Here is a 17,878-nt window from a genome sequence, read left to right on the forward strand (position 1 = left end):
GACATCCTAACCTGCCCGCACCATGACGACAGCGGGCGGGCGCATACCAAGGTATGCGCCCGCCCGCCTGGGGAAGTGTCCGGCTTTGAACCCTTATCTGCGTTTCACCGCCATCACGGCTCGCTGCAGGACCACGAAGATAAGAATCATCACGCCGACCACAATGGTCACCGCCTCCGCCGGAACGGAGAAATCGGAGGTCAGGGGGTCGATGATCGAACGCACCAGGGCGCCGATGACCGAACCCAACACATACCCGAAGCCACCTGAGATGAGTGTTCCTCCGATCACCACCGAGGCCACCGCGTCAAGCTCCCAGCCCACACCCACCACGTTCTTCGCATTGCCCATGCTCGCCATGTAGACAATGGATGCCACTGAGGCCAGTAAGGCCGAGATGATGTAGATCGAGTATTGCGTGCGTTTCACCGGCAGTCCCATCAGCTCGGCCGAGGAACGTGACCCACCGATCGCATAGATCGTGCGTCCGGTTCTGGTCTTGTGCAGCACGATGTAGCCGATCACCACGACGATCACCGCCACGAACACACCGAGATCGACGGTCAAGTCGTTGGAGATCTTGGGATTGTCGATGAGATGGATATCCGTCGCCAACCACGAGAAATTGTTGTCCTTCGGAACGGTGAGCGAATCCGTGGAGATGATCGAGGCGATTCCACGAGCCAGGAACATCGTCGAAAGGGTGGCAATGAAGGGCTGCATATTGAATTGCTCGATCAGTATCCCCGCGAGCGCTCCGAAGGCCACGCCGATGAGCAGCATCACGATGATGGCCACCCAGGATGGCACACCCGCAATCATCAGCTTGGCCGCGACCACTCCGGTGATGGCGACGATCGCACCGACACTCAGATCGATGCCGCCGGTGAGGATCGGGAAGGTCATGGCGACGGCGAGGATGATCAGATACGAATGATCCATCAGCAGGGAGGAGATGAAGCCCAATCTCAGGTAGGTACCGAACATCAGCTCGCCGATGATGATCATCACGATGAAGATCACCACCGCCGCAAGCGTCGGTATGGCCTGGGGGTTGATGGTGAACGGGCTTCTTTTCTTCGCCGTCACGCGTTGTTTGGGTGTTGCCGCTGCGGATGTCATGCGATCGCCGCCTTCTGTGAAGCCTTGATGGCGTTCTTACGTTTGAATTCGGCACTGAGGTTCCGGATCTTGGGGGCCTGCATCACGCATATGATGATGACCACCACTGCGAAGAATGCGGGTGTAGCCGCGGAATCAATGCCCAGTGTGATGATCGTTTTTCTGATCATCGCTATGATGATGGCTCCCAGTGCACTGCCGAGTAGCGAGAATTTCCCTCCCAGCAACGAGGTGCCGCCGATGACCACCGCGAGAATCGCGTACATTTCGAGATCCTGACCGGTTTTGGAGACGTCCACGCGCATCACGGATGCCGTTGCGAACAGGCCTGCGACGGCGGCCAACAGACCGGAAACCACATAGACCAGGAAGAGGATCTTCTTTGGGTTGATACCGGCCATGCGGCTTGCCTCTTTGTTGATGCCGACGGATTCGATCATCATGCCCATCGCCGTCTTCCGTGCGAGAAGGCCCACAAGGGCGACGATAATCACGGCGATGATGAAATTCGCGGGCAGACCGAGGACGAAGCCATTGGCGATCCATTTGAGGGGCTCACCACCGGCGACGGTTGAAGCGTCGGTATTCTGACCGCTGGTAATCACCTTCGCCAGGCCTCGCCCGGCCAGCATCATGATCAGTGTGGTGATGAATGGCTGCAATCCGAGCAAGGACACCAGTGCGCCGTTAATAGCGCCGAGAACCAGACCAAGACCCAATGCGACCAGGATGGAGAGCCAGACATTGGTGCCTGTGCTCAGCAGTTGCATCGAAATCGCTCCGGCAACGACCATCACCGAACCGACGCTCAGATCGATGCCGGAGGTGGAGACCACCAGCGTCATGCCTGTGGCGATCATCAGGTAACGGGCCGACTCCTGGAGCATGGTGATCATGGGTCCGGAAAGACCGCCCGTGCGTGGGTTATAGCTGAGACTGAGGAACTGGCGGTCGAAAATCGTGCAGAGCACGATCAGAGCGATCAACGCCACAACCGACCAGGTCAACTGATTACGCATGATGCGCTGGATGAAGCTTCTGACAGCCGATGGCTCCGCAACACGCTTGACCGTTGGATTCGTCATCATGCCGCCTTTCCTGAATTCGTCGTCTCGACATCCGAGTTGGCGATGGTCTGCACTATCGTTTCGGGCGAGATCGTGCCGTCATTGAGTATTTCGGCGATTTTTCTACGGTCTTTCAACACCACGATGTCATCGGAGAGTCTGACCACTTCCTCCAGTTCGGATGAGATGAACACCACGCTCATGCCCTGCTCCGCCAATTCGAGCACCGTCTGCTGTATCTCGGCCTTCGCGCCGATATCGATGCCCCTGGTCGGCTCGTCGAGTATGAGCAGCTCAGGTTTGGTCGCCAGCCATCGTGCCAGCAGGACCTTCTGCTGGTTGCCGCCCGATAGATTCCTGATGAGTTTGTTCGGATCGGCCGGGCGTACATTGAGTTCCTTCATGTACTTATCGACTATCGCATCGGCCTCCTTCTTCGGGACCGGTCTGAACATGCCCCTGATGGCCTGCAGGGCCAGCAGGATATTCTCACGGACCGTGAGATCGCCGACGATGCCCTCGTCACGCCGGTTCTCGGTCGAATACGCCACCTTGCCGCGCAACGCGGATGCCGGGGTATCGATGTTGGCGTCGGATCCATGCAGCTTGTACACGCCCTCGTCCGCCTTGTCCGCTCCGAACAGCAGGCGTCCGAATTCGGTGCGACCCGATCCCAGGAGTCCTGCAAGACCGAGCACCTGACCTTTGAAGATATCGACCGATATGGGCTTGATGCTGCCCTTCTTACCCAGCCCCTCCACCGATGCGACAGGCTGCTCGCCGCTTTCGACGGTGCGGGAGCTCTTCTTCGCACCGATCTGCGAAAGCTCGCCGGCACTTTTGCCGATCATCATGGAGATGAGTTCGTCCCTTGGTGTCTCCTTGGTCATCACCTCAGCGATGTATGTGCCGTTGCGCAGCACCGTCAGACGGTCGGTGACCTCGTAGATCTGATCGAGGAAATGGGAGACGAAGAGTATCGCGACACCCGAGTCGCGCACCTGACGCATGATCGAGAAGAGGTGTTCCACCTCGTTGGCGTCCAAGGAGGACGTCGGCTCATCGAGAATCAACACCTTCGCGTCGATCACCATCGCCCTGGCGATGGCCACGAGCTGCTGCATCGCGATGGATATCGACGACAGCGAGGCATGCGAGTCGAGGTGCTGCAATCCCAAGGTGGCCAGATGCCGTTTGGCCTGTGCATGGGTCTTCTTCCAATTGATGCCCAGGGGGCCGTGCAGCTCATGCCCCAGCATGACGTTCTCGCCGATGCTCAGGTTGGTGCAGAGGTTGACCTCCTGATACACCGTTGCTATGCCGGCGTTCTGCGCATCGGCGGTTCCGGTGAAGGTCTGGGGTTTGGAGTCGACCGAAATCGATCCTCCGTTGATTTTGTATACGCCGGTCAAAGCTTTGATCATCGTGGATTTGCCAGCTCCGTTTTCCCCCATCAGAGCATGTATCTCACCGGGGAAAAGACGAAGGTTGACACCATCCAAAGCCTTGACCCCTGGAAATTCGATCGTGATGCCTTGCATCTCGACGATGGGTTGGTTTTCTGACATGTCTGCGCCTTACGGGAATGGAAGGAATATGGTTGTCCAAGCATGGCTGCAGCGGCACGGTACGGTCCTGTGTGCCATGCCGCTGCAGACTCGGTGGATATCTTTAGTACGGACGGGAATCGATGACCTTCGCGGCCTCCTCGGCCGTGAAGACCTTCGACTCGACAACGATGTCCTTGTCGACGGTCTTGCCATCCAGGATGTCGCTCACCGTCTGGGCGGCAACCTCGCCGAAGATCGGGTTGTACTCGATGACCAGTGACAGGTCGCCATCGATGAGGGCCTGGAGTGCGGGCTTCGTGCCATCGATGGTGATGATCTTCACCTTGCCCTTGAGCCCGGCCGCATCAACCGCCTGTGCCGCGCCCAGGCCCATTTCGTCATTCTGAGCGAAGATGAACTGGACGTTCTGGGACTTATGCTTGTCCAGCAATCCCGCTGTAACCGTTTTCGCTTCATCCGTGGACCAGTTCGCTGACTGGCTCTCCAGGACCTTCTGCTTGGAATCCAGCTTGCTTTCCCAGCCCGAGCGGCGGTCATTGACCACGGAAAGACCTGCCGGCCCCTCCAAGACGAAGCCGTTGGCACCGTCGGGGAACTGCTCGTTCACGAACTCTGCAGCCTGCTCTCCGGCCCAGGTATTGGAAGGGCCGATGTGCGCCGCATAGAGATCCGTGTCATTCGGCTCGATGCCACGATCAAGCAGCACAACCGGGATCTCGGCTTCCTTGGCCTTTTTCAGGGAATCCTCCCAGCCTGTGGCCTCGGTCGCGGACAGGACGATGGCATCCACCTCATCGTTGACGAACTTGTTGAATGCCTGGATCTGCTTCTGCTGGTCGCTGTTCTGTGTCGGGGAATAGATCAGATCAAAACCTGCGGTTTTGAATGCATCCTGCACATCATTCTCATTCGCGGTACGGAAGCCTCCCTCAGGGCCGACCGCCACAAAGCCGACGGTCTTCTTGGCATCGTCACCATCCGAGCTGCTGGAGCTTCCACAAGCCGCCATGCCGAACAGTGTGGCGGACGCCGCCACCAGAGCGATACCCTTCTTCCATGAAATCTTCATAAAACTCCTCCTTGAGTTCCACGGCGTTCCTTCGCCGTCACAGATAGCCATTGGAAGCCATCTGATGTCATTATGTTGGAAATCACCCATATTCCCAACGCCCGGCAATAACAATTCGGTAACGCTTGATAACAAAACGGTAACGATGGCACATCAGCTCCGTGATGGCACGCCCCCATCTTCAGTCCCCGCTTGCCAAAGCCTCGACCTGGGAGTCCTTGAACATCCATATGCCTTTGAGACTTCCCACGGTGTTGCGCACGATGCCTGAGGAATCGAGCGCCACCAGGCTCTGCGCCTCGTCGATCTTTCCCGAAGCCAGGGCGACGGTGTGATCGGGAAGGTTCTGCGTCGACTCCGGCCCCGGAACCAGCTGCTGGTACCCTTCACCGTCCGCCAATGCGTACACCAGGGTCGTGTCGTTGTAAAAGACCAGGGCGGAGACGCCCGGACGCGCCGCGACAAGTGTCGAGCGCTCGGCCAAGGCCAGAGGACGCAGGCTTTCATCCCTTTCGATTCCCGTGAGCACGACCCTGCTCTTCCCCGCCTCATCAAGCAGGATCAAGGCCATGCGTGAACCTTCATCGGATACCGCGACGGCTTCGATCCTGCTGCTCCCCAACCAGCTGATGGACAGCTCATACTCCTTCTGCCCATGATGCACCAGAAGCTTGTCACCTCCCCGGGTGACGGCCCAGATCTCACCATCCTGACCTGCCGCGATCCGATGCACGACACGGCCCGCGAACATCGTCCCGCAGCTCCTGACCGATGCGGACAGGCATTCCACACTGCCGTCCTCCTTCAATAGCGCCCCACCGCCTTCGGTGAACACCAGGCCTGATGCCCCTTTGCCTGGCGAGCTCTCCCCGACGCGCAGCAGATCAGCCGAACTCAATGACACCACGGCCCCGGCGCTGTAGGAATATACACGTTTTGAGACCTGGGTGACCATCAATCCGCTTTCCGATCCGTCACCCGAATAATCGGCACCGCTGCCCGAATAGATTCGAATGTCATCGGGAGGACTGCCATCGCCAAGTGTCAGCCGTATCTGGTGGATCAACATCTCCCGGTCTTCCGGCGTCATCAGGTCGAGACTCGACGAAAGGTGCACCTCGACATCCGTCGCATTATCCAGAAGCGAGTCATCCAGCAGCTCCACGCCAAGCTCGTTGATTGAGACGGCTGCAGGCACCAGCCATCCCGCCGGGCCATCCAGCAGCTCCTTTACGGCCAGGGCACGCCACGAACGCCATGCGAACCAACGGATATCGGGAATCAGCGTCGTACGCGACGAGGCCAGTTGGAACAGCGAGACTTGTCTGAAGACCTGCTCGAAATCGCTCAATGCGATCTGCACGCCATTCGGCGCACGGGAGATGCGCCATTGACCATCGACTTTCTCCATCATGATTTCCAGCTTGACCTCCGACCCGCTTTGGGCAGGGGTGTAAATCCCATGCCCATCCAGGGCCCCGGTGGTTTTGAGGCGCAGCTGCATCGTGATTTCCTTCTCATCCCGCCGCTCACCCAGAACATCGGCTTTACGGATGATCTCGGGGCTGTCCGAGAACACCACGGTGCCCTCATCCGGATCCCACTGCCGTGACGCCTCCGCGGTCAGGAATTGACGGGCTACCGTGAAACCATCATTCTGGACCCCGGCAGGCATCGCATTCATGAAGCCGGTGACGATGTCCTCGGCCTCGTCATCCTGAGCCGGGCCATTCGGATTGGTGTATACCCTGCGGGTCTCCTCCTGGAACTGTTCGAGGCCTTCGACCCGGCCCGAATCGACCAGTCCGAGGGGATTGGAGCACCCCGACAGCAGCAGCAGGCCTGAGGCGGCCAGAAAGGTCGCGGCCTTGCGGATTCGGGTACGGTCCATCACACATCCCCCCTGTCATCATCCTTCCGATCCGCCTGTGCGACGGACCTTCCTGCATATATGCCCGCCCCGGATGCGTCGACGGGATCGAGCTCCTCGTCACCACGGAATCGCAACGGCTGCGCGGATGCCGGGACCTCATGCAGACCGTCGCGGGGCAGCGTCACCAGGAAGCAGGTGCCCAGATCCGGGGCCGAACGAAGTTCGATGCCGCCACCATGCAGTCGTGCGTCGCTCATCGCTATCGCCAGTCCGAGACCGGAACCTCCCGTGGTCCTCGCACGCGACGCGTCGGCCCGCCAGAAACGATCGAAGACGTGGGCCAGCTGTTCCGGCGCCATACCCGTACCGTGATCCCGGACGGCGATCGCCACTGCCTGCCGGTTGCACGCCATATGCACTTCGATGGGCTTGCCTTCGGCGAAGTCGATGCCATTGATCAGCAGATTACGGATGATGCGGGTGATGCGTCTGGAATCGAATGACGATATGACGGGATCCTGCGGAAGGAGGACGGCGATGGGGACCCCCTTGGCCTCGGCGATCTGCCCGACCTGGATGACCGCGCTGTTCACCGTCTCACGCAGATCGCCTTCCACCAGGTCGACCGCCGCGTATCCGGCGTCGTAGCGGGAGATCTCCAACAGATCGGCGAGCATCTTCTCGAAACGATTGATTTGTCCGGAAAGCAGCTCGACGGTGCGCGCCGTACTTCCCTCGAAGGAGGATTTTCTTGATTCGAGCAGATCGGAGGCCATGCGGATGGTGGTGACGGGTGTGCGGAGCTCATGACTGACATCCGAGACGAAGCGGCGCTGGAATGTTCCGACCTTCTCAAGTTCCTCGATCTTCTCATCAAGGGATGAGGCCATTTCATTGAAGGAACGCTGCAGAATGCCTATCTCGTCATGCCGGTTGACATCGACACGGGCATTCAGCTGACCGAGCGCGACCGACTCGGCCGCAACGGCCACACGCTCGACCGGCCGTATGACCGAACGCATCACGCACCAGACCACGATGCCCAGCAGCAGACACAGCACAATGATGACGATGAGCATGCTGAGCTGGATCTGCATGACGGATTGTTGCTGTGATGCGTATGAGTACACGGCGAAGAGCTCAAGATCACCCAAAGCGGAAAAGTTCAGCACCGTTCCCAGCACCGCGCCCGGGGCGCGGTCATGCGTCTGCGACTTGAGGTTGATCGGCTGATAGCAGACGCCCCCGCACGATCCCCCACTGACGGCACTGCGCATGGACTCGCTGATCAGCGAAGCCACCGTGGGATCCGTCGAGACCGGCACCAGAACGCTGTTGGCCGTTCTGCCGCTCCCCCACATGAAGACCCCGACCAGATTCACCGCACCGTCGTTCTGGAAGGAGGAGGCCAGATTGGTGATCAGGCTCTGGTACTGCTGCTGATCCTCCATCTGCGCGGCATCCAGGCCTTCCTGCACGCGGGCCACCTGATTGCTGAAATCCCTTTGCGCCTGGGCGGAGACCTGATCCTGCAGCGAATTCCTGATCGAAAGCAATGACGCCAACGAGAACACCACACCGAAGATCAAGGCCAGCAGCACGGCCAACGAGACCGCACGGGCCTGGAGCGAAGTATATATCCTGCGCCGCCCCCACGATCGTGGATGACCCAGGGATTTCATCCAGGCGACGATACGATGTCCCGATGTCTGATTCATCACCGGCTCACATCATTTTCGGAGGCACGAACTTGTATCCGATGCCACGAACCGTCTGCACGATTGATGGGAATTCGGGATCGTCCTCGATTTTCTGGCGCAGCCGCTGCACATGCACATTGACCAATCGGGTATCACCCGCGTGCTCGTATCCCCAGACCTTGCGCAAGAGCTGATCCCTGCGCAGGGCCTCGCCCGCGAACAGTGCAAGGGTATACAGCAGATCGAACTCGACCGGAGTCAATGCGAGCTGTTTGCCGAATTTCATCGCCACATGCTCACTGCGGCTCAGACTGACGCCACCCTTGACGATCCTGTCCGGCAGGATGCTGCCATCGCCTTCTGCCGGGACGGCGACGGAGCGCAGCCTCGCGCGGATGCGGGCTATCAGCTCCGCGGCCTTGAAGGGCTTCGCGATATAGTCGTCCGCACCTGCCTCCAGGCCAAGCACCACGTCCTGGGTATCCGATTTCGCGGTCAACATCACAATCGGCACATCCGAATGTTCTCGTAGCAACCGGGCCACCTCAACACCGTTCAAGCCCGGAAGCATGACATCCAGAAGCACGATCGCCGGTTGGACGATGGGGAACATCTCGACGGCGCGCACGCCGTCGAGGCAGATCACCGCTTCGAAGTCCTCCGCTTCGAGCACGATCGACAGCATCTCCGCCAAGGCTTTGTCATCGTCAACAATCATCACGGTCTTGTGTATCGCCACCGCTCTCTCCCCCTGCAGATTGAGCGTCCTACCAGCCAACGGCATCGTTGCCGACAGGAGCATTTCCAGGTTATGCGCTACCCATCATATCCCGGTATGCGCCTGTTGTGTGAGCGCGAACATCATGTGTTGGCGAAGATGCTGATGCGGTGGAGGTCTCCTGCCGCAGGGGTCCCCGTGATGCGTCGTTCGGCCGCGCTATTCCTGATGCTTCTCGGGCGGGTTGTGGAGTATCCCACGGATGCGTTCAAGCCTCGGACCGATCTCATGCTCATATCCCCGGTCGTTCGGATCATAGTATTGCCGACCAACGAGCTCATCGGGCATGTATTGCTGGGATGCCACAGCCCCCGGAGCGTCGTGGGCATACTGATAACCGTCATGGTTGCCCCACGATTTCATCAAGGCCGTTGGCGCGTTACGCAGATGAAGCGGCACCTGTCCTATGCGCCCGGCATCCACATCAGCCAAAGCCTCGTTGATGGCCATATAGCTGGCATTCGATTTGGGTGCCGTCGCCACCGCGATCACGGCCTCCGAGAGGATGATCCTCGCCTCGGGCATACCGACGAGAGCCACGGCCTGCGCCGCGGCGACCGTTGTCTGCAGAATCTGCGGTGCAGCCATCCCCACCTCCTCGGCCGAGGCGATGATGATGCGTCGTGCGATAAACCGCGGATCCTCACCGGCCCTGAGCATCCTGGCGAGATAGTGCAGCGAGGCATCCACATCCGATCCACGCATGGATTTGATGAAGGCGCTGGCGACGTCATAGTGGTCGTCACCCTGCTTGTCGTAACGGACCGTGGCGATATCCATCACACTCGAAACGACATCCGTGGTGATGATCGGCCTGCGAGCGCCCTTCTTCCTGGCGGTATCGCCGGTCACGGCACCGGCGGCGGCCTCAAGTATCGTCAGCGATTTGCGGGCGTCGCCCCCGGCTAGGCGAGTGATCTCATCGATGGCCTTGTCGTCGGCCTTGACCTCGTCCGCCAGGCCTCGGGTGTCGTGCAGCGCGCGCTCCAGCAGCGCATGGACATCGTCATCATCCAGGACTTCGAGTTTGACCACAACGGAACGCGACAACAAGGGCGAGATCACGGAAAAACTGGGATTCTCCGTGGTGGCCGCGATGAAGGTGACATCGCGGTTCTCGACGCTGGGGAGCAACGCATCCTGCTGCGATTTGGAAAAGCGGTGCACCTCGTCGATGAACAGCACCGTTTCCTTGCCTTCGGTGACCAGTCGATCATGCGCACGCCGCAGGACGTCACGAAGATCCTTGACCCCGGATGTGACGGCCGACAGTTCTTCGAACACGCGCCCCGACTGTTTGGCGATGATGTACGCCAGCGTCGTCTTCCCCACTCCAGGAGGACCGAAGAGAATCACCGAACTCGGCGCCGTCAATGAACGCCGCGAGGACTGGGATGCGAGGCGGCGCAACGGGGAGCCCGGGACCAGGACCTTCGCCTGACCCAGCACTTCCTCAAGAGATGCCGGACGCATGCGGACCGCCAAAGGCAGCGTATGCTCCTCCGGCGTATCGGCGGCGCCAAATAAATCATCAGCCATGAATCCTCCTGTTGTCCCTGCACACCTTAGCCATGCACACCAGACCTTTGCGCACCTTCCTACGAACGGCACACGCCTTCGCCCAAGGCCCGCACCATTCGGCATCCGCATATTAGAACATCTGTTCGAATTATAGCAAAGCCCGAAAGGGGAACGATATCCGAACACCGTGGGCTTCAGGCCAGATCCTCTATGGGGCCGACACGGTAGTCGTGGAACATCACTTCGCCACTTTCCTGGGTGGCGTCCAGATCGACAGTCGCGGCGATACCCCAGTCATGGTCGCCCTCGGCATCATCGAATATCTGCCGCACGAACCAACTGTGCTCGTCCCGCTCATGGGACTGGTCGATGGTGATGAAGTCCTTGGAACGGGCGGCCGAATCCGTCCCGATCGATTCATGCTCCTCATAGAGGTCATCGAGGGCCTCCTCCCAACGATGCACGGGATACCCCCAATCCCCATCCAGATCGCCGAGTTGTGACGGCCTGTCGAAGGCGACCAGCTGGACCCTGCGGAACATCGCATTGCGGATCAGCACCTCCATGCCACGTCGATCCTGAACCACCTGCTGCCGGCTCTTCGGCGGAGCGGCATGCATGGCATCCGCCTCGTCCTCGCCGTCACCGCCCGAAGACTCCCACTCGTCCACAAGACTGGAATCGACCGAACGGACAAGCAGCCGCAGCCAGGAGATGATGTCTTCGAGCTGCTCATCCCGCTTATCCTGAGGAACGGTCCGGCTCAAGGCCCTATAGGCATCGGAGAGGTATCGCAGGAGGGTGCCCTCGGAGCGCGAGATGCCGTATCGCGCGATATAACCGGTGAAGTCCGAAGCGCTTTCCACCATGTCCCGCACAACCGACTTCGGACTGAGCCAATAGTCATTCGCCCACGGCACATCCGCCCTGTATTGCGTGAACGCGGCATCAAGCACATCTTCGAGCGGCTTGGGATAGGTGATATCGGCAAGACGCTCCATGCGCTCCTCGTATTCGATGCCATCCGCCTTCATATCCGCGATCGCTGCGTCCTTGGCCTGCCTCTCCTGCGCCCGCAGCACCTGACGGGGATCATCCAGCGTGGATTCGACCATGGAGATGACGTCAAGGGCATAGGTCGGCGATTGCTCATCAAGCAGTTCCAACGCGGCGAGCAGGAATGGGGAAAGGGGCTGGTCGAGGGCGAAATCGTCGGGGATATCCATATTCATGAAATAATCCATCGACCCATCGCGCAGGCGCTCGGCGTCAATGACCTCACCATCCAGCAGGGTGGTGAATATCTCATCGGCACGCTCGTGCAGATGCTCCTTCTGTGCCGGCGTCTGCCGGGAGTCCTCGATCAATTCGTCGATGCGGGCGCGGGCATCACCTCCCTGCTCCACCTCGTTGAGCACCATCGAGTGGGTGATGTTGAGGTGGGGCACCAAGGTTTCGGGCTCGGCCTCGATAAGCCGGTCAAAGGTGGATGCGCTCCATGTGACGAAACCCTCCGGAGCCTTCTTGCGTTTGACGCGTTTGAGCTTCTTCGGATCATTTCCCGCTTTGGCCACGGCCCTCGCGTTCTCGATTTCGTATTCAGGGGCCTGCGCGACGACCAGGCCCTGGGTGTCGAAGCCCATACGACCCGCACGCCCGGCGATCTGGTGGAACTCACGGGATTTGAGTCTGCGCATCCTTCTGCCGTCATACTTGGTCAGTCCGGTGAGCAACACGGTATGTATGGGCACATTGATGCCGACACCCAGGGTGTCCGTACCGCAGATCACCGGCAGCAGGCCCTGCTGGGCGAGATGTTCGACCAGACGTCGGTACCTCGGCAGCATGCCGGCATGATGAACGCCCACTCCCGTGCGCAGCAAACGTTGCAGTATCCGTCCGAAAGCCGTCGTAAAGCGGGTGCCCGCCATCGCCTCCTTGATCCGTTCGCGTTGCCGTTTGTCGGATATGCCGCTGTTCGACAGCGCCTGCGCCGTTTCCAAGGCGGCATCCTGTGCGAAGTGCACGATGTAGATCGGGGTGTCCTCATGCCGTATCAGCAGCTCCACGGTCGCGGGCAATCCGCTTTCCACATATTCGTAGCTCAGAGGAACGGGACGTGGTGCATCGGCGATCACATCGACATCACTGCCCGTGCTGTGTTCCAGCGACGCGGCGATTGAACTCACATCGCCCAAGGTCGCCGACATCAGCAGAAACTGCGTATGATGCAGTGTCAGCAGCGGCACCTGCCACGCCCAACCCCGCTCGGGATCGCCGTAATAGTGGAATTCATCCATGGCGACGCAGCCGATATTCGCGGACTCACCTTCACGCAGGGCCTGGTTCGCAAGAATCTCGGCCGTGCAGCATATCACGGGGGCATCGGTGTTGATGTGGGTGTCACCGGTGATCATCCCCACGTTCTCCTTGCCGAAGACCTTCACCAGATCAAAGAACTTCTCGCTGACCAAGGCCTTGATCGGTGCCGTGTAATAGGAACGTCTCCCTGTGCACAAGGCCGCGAAATGCATACCCAATGCAACCATGGACTTGCCCGAGCCCGTTGGCGTGCTGAGCACGACGTGATCGCCCGCGAGCAGGCTCATCAGGGCCTCCTCCTGATGGGGCCACGGCGTGATGCCCCTGGATTCGACCCATGAGAAAAAACGCTCGAAGATATCATCGGCACCCAGGTTCCGGGCACCGCTCCCACGTTCCGGAAGCATGCCGGTCAGGGAGAGGTCTTGTCCGTCCTGCTGTGATTCGTCATTGTCATTGCCCATCAACTCGGCAGACCCCGTTCCTTGGATAGAGACTCATATATGCAACACGCGTCCGGATGCAGGCACGCCCGCCCGAACACAGCTCCCATACGGCCATGCGTGAGGCATGACGGATATGCCGCATTGCGTCGATATCCGGCCTGCCGCATACCGCGCGTACTGGAAGCATCCTCACGTAGCAGTGTATCCCGTCTGCCGCACCACCCTGCTCGTCCGGCCATCACCCTTCGCTCGGCGCGGGAGCGGAGGTTCCGCGCAGAATCATCGAGGTCCCCACCAGAATATGACGCCGATCCATCGTTTCATGCTTCATCAGTTTCACGGCCTGTCGCGCCGCAAGCCGCGCCATCTCAACCGGGTCCTGATGGATCGTCGTCAGATCCGCGACCGGGGCGATGCGACTGTCGTCAAAGCCGATGACGGTCATATCCTCGGGCACGCGGATGCCGAAGTGGCGCAACCTGGCGATCAGCGCGACCGCGAAATCATCGGTCTCCACACACAGGGCCGTGGGGCGCCGGGAATCGGAGAGCAGGGTGGCCACCACCGAGGAAACCGCATCGTCGAAGGACCTGGGCATGCTGTCATGCCCCCCACCGAAGACCTCAAGATCCTCCTGTCCGTAATCGCATGTCCGAGCGGATGCGATGAAGGATTGCGATCTGAGTTTTGAACTGAATTTGAATTCATGCGAGGACGGCTGCTCGACGTATCCCAGCCGATGGTGGCCCAGGGAACGCAGGAGACGCACGGCATCGAGCATCGCACTGTTCTCATCGAGACGCACCGACGCGTCATAGCCGTCATCGCTGCGCGAATCGAGCCCGATCGTCGGCATGGTCAAGCCGCCGAGGAGTTCGAGCTTCTGTTTATCGAGATCGAAGGAGGTCACGATTATCGCATCGGTGTTCCTGTTCCCCGGAAGCATCTCGAAGTAGCGATCCTGCTCGGCCTGGTCCGGTGTGATCAAGGGCACGATGTCGTACCCCTCAGGTGCCAGAACCTCATATGCGCCCTGCATGGCGCAGGAGTTGAACCAGGTGTTGATCCCCCCCGCAAAGAGCAGGGTCACGCGCATGGTGCGCCCGGATGCCAGCGATGAGGCGTTTCTGGAGAAGGTGAAGTGCAGCCGTTCTGCGGCATCCTCAATACGGGCACGGGTGTGCGGGTTCACGCGGTCCAAGCCCCGCAATGCTCGCGAAACGGTGGAGTCGGAGACCCCGGCCTCAATCGCGACATCGTGGATGGTCAAACGTCCCACGGCTCCCCCTCCTGCCCGGATGATGCACTGATATGCATTCACCTTACCCGACATGGAATTATACAAGCGCATTTACATACATATTTCCAGTGTTTTCAATATACAACACACCATGTTGATTTTATTTGTGCAAGCGCTATTATTTTCTTGAGTGCTATAGCAACCCCATCCACGATGGGGAACGAACACCTACATTCAACGAGGAGAGTGTGATGGAATCAGCCTTCAAACGCAATGACACGGCAGCAGGCGGTGCTCCGGCGATTATCTCGGACCAATGGTGGAAGCAGGCCGTGGTCTACCAGGTGTATCCGCGTTCATTCAAAGACACCACAGGCTCGGGTCTGGGTGATATAGCGGGCATCACCAGCAAGATCGACTATCTGAAGCGTCTGGGCGTCGACGCGATCTGGCTCTCCCCCTTCTACCCCTCCGAACTCGCCGACGGCGGCTACGACGTCGCTGATTATCGCGATGTGGACCCCAAGCTCGGCAGCATGGCGGACTTCGACGAGCTCTCCCGCACGGCCCATGACAACGGCTTCAAGGTCGTGGTGGACATCGTTCCGAACCACTCGTCAGATCAGCACCCCTGGTTCCAGGAGGCGCTGGAGGCGGAACCCGGTTCACCCGCACGCGAGCGTTACATCTTCCGTGACGGCAAAGGCGAGCACGGCGAGCTGCCCCCTACGACATGGACCAGCAACTTCGGCTCACCGGCATGGACGCGGGTCTCGGACGGCCAATGGTATCTGCACATGTTCGCCAAGGAGCAGCCTGACTTCAATTGGAAGAACCCGGAGGTCCGCGAGGATTTCCTCACCACGCTGCGATTCTGGAGCGATCACGGCGCGGACGGCTTCCGCATCGATGTGGCGCACGGACTGGCGAAGGACCTCGATCGCGACGACCTCGACGATTGGGACGTCAACGCCGTTCACGAGCTGCCCACCGACGGCAGCCACCCCGTCTACGACCGTGACGAGGTGCATGAGATCTACAAGGAATGGCGCAAGGTCTTCAACGAGTATGAGCCGCCCCGCTTCGCCGTCGCCGAGGCATGGGTGAACCCGGCGAGGCAGTACCTGTATTCCAGCCCTGACGAACTCGGACAGGTTTTCAATTTCGAATTCGCCAAGAAGAACTGGATCCGTGACGAGCTGCACACCGCCATAGAGGAGGGCATCGAGCAGGCACAGCGCTCCGGATCGACCTCGACCTGGGTGATGAGCAACCATGATGTGCCACGCAACGCCTCACGATACGGGCTGCCGCAGGTTCCCGGCTTCAACGGGCAGCATCACTGCATCTCCACCGACTGGCTCCTGCGCAACGGCGGCAACTACATCGAGGACCGCGAGGTGGGAACAAGGCGCGCCAGGGCCGCGATCCTCCTGGAGCTGGCCCTTCCCGGATCCTCATACATCTACCAGGGCGAGGAGCTCGGGCTTTTCGAGGTCCCGGACATCCCCTGGGACGCATTGGAGGACCCCGAAGCCTACGGCACCGCCAGAAGCGCCCTGGTGAAGGGACGCGATGGGTGCCGCGTGCCCCTGCCCTGGGTCTCCTCGGACGCCCCCGTTCTTGACGACTCCGCCAAGAAGATCACGCTCTCCCGATTCGGCCATGCCGATGAGATCGAGGGTGGAGGCACCTTCGGCTTCTCTCCGAAGAAGCGCAGCGACGGGACCACACCCAGCGCACAGCCGCATCTTCCACAGCCGGACTGGTTCGCCGATTTCGCGGTGGATGCCGAGGAAGCCGACGAGGATTCCACGCTCTCCCTGTATAGGAAGGCGCTTGGACTCAGGCATGCCAGGCAGACCAGCGATACCTCGCTCACTTGGTTGGAAGGATTCGACAGGGCATCGCAGACGCGCGACGGAGCCGATGGCCAGCGCGGAGGCGTCATAGCCTACAGGCGCGCGAACGGCTGGGCGAATATCACCAACTTCGGCGATGCCGATATCGAGCTGCCCGAGGGGGACGTCATACTGTCCTCGGCGCCCCTGCATAACGGTCTGCTCCCCAGGGACACGTCGGTCTGGATGCAGTTGCGGTAATCTTCGGCATACTCAGCGAGATTGATCCGGCGCCTCACCTCCTTGGGCAGGTGGCGCGCCGGATCATTCATGTTCCAGGCGACGACGCGCGGCATCCATATCCATATTCGCCTCAGGCCATCGCATATCCATATCCTGCATCGTGGTACGCAAGAGCTCGGAGACCACGGCCCTCGAATACCACCGTTTATCGGCAGGAATCAGATACCAGGGCGCGCTGGGCGTCGAGGTGCGTTCGAACACCTCCTGCCAAGCCTGCATATAGTCATCCCATCGCGCACGGGCATCCAGATCGCTTTCATCGAATTTCCAATGCTTACTCGGATCGTCCAGCCGTTTCAGGAATCTCCGCTTCTGCGCATCCTTGCTGGTCACCAGAAAGACCTTCAGGATCGTGCAGCCGTCATCGGTGAGCCTGCCTTCGAAATCGTTGATCGTCCGGTATCTGGATCTCCACAGCGTTTCGGGATAGGTGCCATAGATACGCGGCATGACGATATCCTCATACTGCGAACGGTCGAAAACCGCCATCCAGCCCGGTTTCGGCAGCTCCCTGCGTATCCTGAACAGGAAGTCATGCTGCCGCTCCTCGGCTGTGGGTGCCCCGAAGCCGTGGTAATGAATGCCCATCGGATTGACCTGGCTGAAGACATGCTGGACGATACCGCCTTTGCCGGAGGCATCCATCCCTTGGAGAATCAGCAGTATTCTGCGCCGGGAACCACGCGATCCGTTGGCATACAGCAGATGCTGAAAACGCATGATCTCACCGGCGCTGATGTCGATGAAGCGTTTGCCCTCGGCCTTCCTGCCGGGGAAACCCGGTGTCGACGCCGGCGCAATCGAGGTCAGATCCATGCCTTCGCGGAAACGCAGCAGTTCCGCCGGCGGTTCATCCCAGACTGCGCTCAAAGCCTTCGATGAGAGTGTCGCGTCCTCCAGGCGACGCTCCACACTATGCGCGGTATCGGCCACCTTCGCATCCTTGCGGGCCCTGCGCAGAGCACGATCCTCGGCATGTCCGCCCTGTCCCCCATGTTGTTCGGAATTCCCCATCCTCAGATCCT

The 17,878-nt window shown here is 59.9% G+C and carries 12 protein-coding genes; 1 reads left to right on the plus strand and 11 read right to left on the minus strand.

Annotated elements, in window-relative coordinates:
- Positions 1-93: 93 nt before the first annotated feature.
- The 10 genes from BPSY_RS09140 to BPSY_RS09185 all read right to left on the minus strand — a co-directional run bounded on the left by BPSY_RS09140 (position 94) and on the right by BPSY_RS09185 (position 14,802).
- Positions 94-1,122: an ABC transporter permease subunit gene (locus BPSY_RS09140; protein WP_033495291.1), complete on the minus strand. Its 1,029-nt coding sequence runs from the start codon at positions 1,120-1,122 to the stop codon at positions 94-96.
- On the minus strand, positions 1,119-2,210 hold the full coding sequence (gene fruF, locus BPSY_RS09145) for a fructose ABC transporter permease FruF (RefSeq protein WP_033495289.1): 1,092 nt from the start codon (positions 2,208-2,210) through the stop codon (positions 1,119-1,121). The genes BPSY_RS09140 and fruF overlap by 4 nt, the downstream gene beginning before the upstream one ends.
- Positions 2,207-3,757 (minus strand): fructose ABC transporter ATP-binding protein FruK, encoded by a 1,551-nt coding sequence (gene fruK, locus BPSY_RS09150; protein WP_033495285.1) that lies wholly within the window; start codon positions 3,755-3,757, stop codon positions 2,207-2,209. Before fruK ends, fruF begins: the two co-directional genes overlap by 4 nt.
- 103 nt (positions 3,758-3,860) lie before the next feature.
- Entirely contained in the window at positions 3,861-4,829 is a 969-nt protein-coding gene (fruE, locus tag BPSY_RS09155) for a fructose ABC transporter ATP-binding protein FruE (protein WP_033495283.1), read from the minus strand.
- 181 nt (positions 4,830-5,010) lie between these two features.
- Positions 5,011-6,720, minus strand: coding sequence for an LpqB family beta-propeller domain-containing protein (locus BPSY_RS09160; protein ID WP_051921888.1), 1,710 nt, complete (start codon positions 6,718-6,720; stop codon positions 5,011-5,013).
- Entirely contained in the window at positions 6,720-8,420 is a 1,701-nt protein-coding gene (gene mtrB, locus BPSY_RS09165; protein WP_051921889.1) for an MtrAB system histidine kinase MtrB, read from the minus strand. Before mtrB ends, BPSY_RS09160 begins: the two co-directional genes overlap by 1 nt.
- A gap of 7 nt (positions 8,421-8,427) precedes the next feature.
- Positions 8,428-9,186, minus strand: a complete 759-nt coding sequence (mtrA, locus tag BPSY_RS09170; protein WP_081884426.1) for an MtrAB system response regulator MtrA — start codon at positions 9,184-9,186, stop codon at positions 8,428-8,430.
- Positions 9,187-9,339: 153 nt separating this feature from the next.
- On the minus strand, positions 9,340-10,719 hold the full coding sequence (locus BPSY_RS09175) for a replication-associated recombination protein A (protein WP_033495278.1): 1,380 nt from the start codon (positions 10,717-10,719) through the stop codon (positions 9,340-9,342).
- A 176-nt stretch (positions 10,720-10,895) separates the two neighbouring features.
- Complete coding sequence (locus tag BPSY_RS09180; RefSeq protein WP_051921955.1) at positions 10,896-13,430, minus strand: DEAD/DEAH box helicase; 2,535 nt, start codon at positions 13,428-13,430, stop codon at positions 10,896-10,898.
- Between the two features lie 277 nt (positions 13,431-13,707).
- A complete protein-coding gene (locus BPSY_RS09185) occupies positions 13,708-14,802 on the minus strand; it encodes a LacI family DNA-binding transcriptional regulator (protein WP_238556843.1) in 1,095 nt (364 codons plus the stop codon).
- A gap of 158 nt (positions 14,803-14,960) precedes the next feature.
- Between BPSY_RS09185 and BPSY_RS09190 the strand changes: the two genes are divergently transcribed.
- On the plus strand, positions 14,961-16,811 hold the full coding sequence (locus BPSY_RS09190; protein WP_033495276.1) for a glycoside hydrolase family 13 protein: 1,851 nt from the start codon (positions 14,961-14,963) through the stop codon (positions 16,809-16,811).
- Positions 16,812-16,874: 63 nt separating this feature from the next.
- On the opposite strand, the gene BPSY_RS09195 is transcribed toward BPSY_RS09190, so the two are convergent.
- Positions 16,875-17,867, minus strand: a complete 993-nt coding sequence (locus tag BPSY_RS09195; protein ID WP_033495274.1) for a PPK2 family polyphosphate kinase — start codon at positions 17,865-17,867, stop codon at positions 16,875-16,877.
- Positions 17,868-17,878 lie beyond the last annotated feature (11 nt).

This window comes from Bifidobacterium psychraerophilum (assembly GCF_000741705.1).
Taxonomy (GTDB): Bacteria; Actinomycetota; Actinomycetes; order Actinomycetales; family Bifidobacteriaceae; genus Bombiscardovia; species Bombiscardovia psychraerophila.

Coding starts and splice junctions, on each gene's coding strand:
- BPSY_RS09140 (WP_033495291.1), bottom strand. CDS start 1,122: ATGACATCCGCAGCGGCAACACCCAAACAACGCGTGACGGCGAAGAAA.
- fruF (WP_033495289.1), bottom strand. CDS start 2,210: ATGATGACGAATCCAACGGTCAAGCGTGTTGCGGAGCCATCGGCTGTC.
- fruK (WP_033495285.1), bottom strand. CDS start 3,757: ATGTCAGAAAACCAACCCATCGTCGAGATGCAAGGCATCACGATCGAA.
- fruE (WP_033495283.1), bottom strand. CDS start 4,829: ATGAAGATTTCATGGAAGAAGGGTATCGCTCTGGTGGCGGCGTCCGCC.
- BPSY_RS09160 (WP_051921888.1), bottom strand. CDS start 6,720: ATGGACCGTACCCGAATCCGCAAGGCCGCGACCTTTCTGGCCGCCTCA.
- mtrB (WP_051921889.1), bottom strand. CDS start 8,420: ATGAATCAGACATCGGGACATCGTATCGTCGCCTGGATGAAATCCCTG.
- mtrA (WP_081884426.1), bottom strand. CDS start 9,186: ATGCCGTTGGCTGGTAGGACGCTCAATCTGCAGGGGGAGAGAGCGGTG.
- BPSY_RS09175 (WP_033495278.1), bottom strand. CDS start 10,719: ATGGCTGATGATTTATTTGGCGCCGCCGATACGCCGGAGGAGCATACG.
- BPSY_RS09180 (WP_051921955.1), bottom strand. CDS start 13,430: ATGCTTCCGGAACGTGGGAGCGGTGCCCGGAACCTGGGTGCCGATGAT.
- BPSY_RS09185 (WP_238556843.1), bottom strand. CDS start 14,802: ATGTCGGGTAAGGTGAATGCATATCAGTGCATCATCCGGGCAGGAGGG.
- BPSY_RS09190 (WP_033495276.1), top strand. CDS start 14,961: ATGGAATCAGCCTTCAAACGCAATGACACGGCAGCAGGCGGTGCTCCG.
- BPSY_RS09195 (WP_033495274.1), bottom strand. CDS start 17,867: ATGGGGAATTCCGAACAACATGGGGGACAGGGCGGACATGCCGAGGAT.